The organism is Enterobacter sp. PTB, from assembly GCF_051130085.1.
Lineage (GTDB): Bacteria > Pseudomonadota > Gammaproteobacteria > Enterobacterales > Enterobacteriaceae > Enterobacter > Enterobacter ludwigii.
This window is the reverse complement of sequence record NZ_JBDKEE010000076.1, coordinates 1-2524: the sequence shown is the minus strand read 5'-3', so window position 1 is coordinate 2524 and position 2524 is coordinate 1. Positions and strand designations below refer to the sequence as shown.

The 2524-nt window shown below is 60.1% G+C and carries 3 protein-coding genes; all 3 read left to right on the top strand.

Features of this window, described 5'->3' with window-relative positions; translation table 11 throughout:
* Positions 1 to 593 (top strand): fimbrial biogenesis chaperone (locus tag AAIR21_RS27555; protein WP_434682791.1); only part of this gene is annotated, 593 nt, incomplete at its 5' end.
* A 641-nt stretch (positions 594 to 1234) separates the two neighbouring features.
* Positions 1235 to 2092, top strand: coding sequence for a fimbrial biogenesis chaperone (locus tag AAIR21_RS27550; RefSeq protein ID WP_422713210.1), 858 nt, complete (start codon positions 1235 to 1237; stop codon positions 2090 to 2092).
* A 14-nt stretch (positions 2093 to 2106) separates the two neighbouring features.
* A partial coding sequence (locus tag AAIR21_RS27545; protein WP_434682789.1) for a FimD/PapC N-terminal domain-containing protein occupies positions 2107 to 2524 on the top strand: 418 nt, incomplete at its 3' end.

Genomic DNA, 2524 nt, shown 5'->3' with positions numbered 1-2524 from the left:
ACCCGCAGTCCGCACAGTCGGTGTCGGTGACCCTGCACAACAGCGGAAACGAGGTGTACCTGGTGCAGACGCAGGTGACGGACTGGGAGACCAACAAACCGTCCCCGCTGTTCACCGTGCAGCCACCGCTGTTTCGCGTCGAGGGGATGAGTAACGGCACCATGCGCGTGGCGCGCACGGGAGGCGACCTGCCGCAGGACAGGGAGTCGGTGTTTCACTTCCGGGTGAATGCCATTCCGTCCGGTAAGGCGCCGGTTCAGGGTGGTGCATCGCTGTCCATTGCGCTGGGGATGGGCATCAAGCTGTTCTACCGCCCTGACGGGCTGGCGATGACCCCGGGGCAGGCTTACGACAAACTGACCTTCAGCTGGCAGGGCGGTGAAGTGACGGTGAAAAACCCGACGCCGTACTACCTGACGTTTGCCAGCCTGTCGCTGGGTGGCGAGGTGGTCAACCTGGACAAGTCGCCGTCGATGCTGGCTCCGTTCTCTGAAACGCACTATGCCGGTGCCGGCCATGACAGCCGGGCGGAGTGGGTGCTGATTACAGATTACGGCGGTAACAGCGACACGTATCACGCGCAGATCAAGTGACGGGTGAGAGGGGGCGGTGAAACGCCCCGCAAAAATGCAGCAGGCACCAGAGACAGACGTAAGCAGTGAAAGTGCACATAAGAAATAAAAACAGGCACAGGCAGTAAAAAAATAAACGAAAAAAGAAAGCAAAAAAAAGAAAGCAGAAAAAGCAAAAAAAAGAAAAAGAATAACCAGAAAATAAGCAGTCAGAAACAAAAAAGAAGAACCGGAAAAAGAGCCAGAACGAACCGGGAAAATAAAAAATAACAGAAGCAAAAAAAAGAAAAAATAAAAAAACAAGAGAAAAGAGAAAAGCAAAGGTCTGCCGGCAGGGCGAATGTCAGTAAAAACAACACCACACCGCCCCGCATAAAGGACGCGGCACAGTCGCCGACAGGCTGATGAACGCAGCCCGGCAGTGATTTCCGGGCCGGTAAGTGACTCAGTGATATTTCTGCACCCGTGCGGAGCGGTTCCCCGCGCCGGTGTGCTGGTCCGAACTTTATTTGGGGGCGGCAATAAACCTTAATCAGCCGGTGACCGGTGACCGGTGACGGAAGGCGAGTATTTGCCGGCGGTAGCGTGGGTGACATCAGCCCCCGCAACACCCGCGCGGAGCGGGGCAAGAAATAATGAAAATAATGCATGGAGAATGGCGTGTGAAAAATATCTTCTCAGTGTTTCCTGATTATCCGGAGGCGGTCTGCCGGACGGCGGGGTATATCCGGCGATTCGCCGCCCCGGGTCTGCTGGCCCTGCTGTGTGCGGCGCCGCCCGCTCAGGCGGCCCGTGACGTGCTGAAGGGCACGTACTTTGAGACCACGCGCCTGATTTACCCGGAAGGGGCCATGCAGGGGAAAAGCATCGTTCTGAACAACAACAGCGACGGTGAGTTTCTGCTGCAGTCCTACATCAGTCCGCGGGATGCGGCAACCGGCCTGCCGGGTGAGCCGACCCGGGACTTCCTGGTGACCCCGCCGCTGGTACGCCTGGGCGCACACCAGACCCGCACGCTGCGCGTGCTGCGCACCGGCGGGGATTTTCCGGCGGACCGGGAATCCGTGTTCTTTCTGACCGCCCGCCTTATCCCGGGCGAGGACGCCCCGGGCGGGAAGCCGAAGGCGCAGACTGGCGTGGTGATGAAGTCTGTGTCTGCCCTGTCCGTCAAGGTCTTCTGGCGTCCGGCCGGACTGGATAAGCCGAATGCAGTGGAAGACGCTGCCGGCAAACTGAAGGCGGCCGTTCGCGGTGACACGCTGACGCTCACCAATCCGACGCCGTACTGGATCACCTTCCGCAGCCTCACTATTGGCGGGGTGGATATGTCGTCGGCGGAGCTGGTTCACATGGTGCCGCCGCTCGGCAGTCAGCAGTGGACGGTGCCGAAGGGCGCGAAACGCGCCGGCGGCGTTATTCCGCTGACGTGGACAGCCATCAAAGAGAACGGCTTTGACACGCAGCCATTTTTAAATCCCGCACCGGTCATGGCTGACGCCGCCGGGCAGACAACACCATAACAGGCGATAACACTGTGAAAGCACTCTTGTCCACATCCTCCCACTCCGGTACTCACGGCGCCCGTGCGCCGGTCGCGCCCCTGCGCGCGCGTCGCCATGACGCCTGTGCGCGGCGTCGCCGTCCGTACCCGGGTGTCGATCGCCGTCTCTCCCCGGTCTGCCTGCAGGTGCTGATGGCCCTGCTGGGCGGGGGAAGTCTGACCGCGCAGGCCGGTGACTACTTTGACCCGGCGCTGCTGAATCTGGGCGGCGGGCAGCAGGTTGACCTGAGCCAGTTTGAACGCCCTGGCGGTCAGGCGGAAGGGACCTACAGCGTCGACATCTACGCCAATAACGAGTTCATGGGCACGCACAGCGTGAAGTTCGTGCATGACAGTGAGGGCAACCTGCAGCCGGTCATCACCCCTTCAGATCTCGATGGCTGGGGTGTGA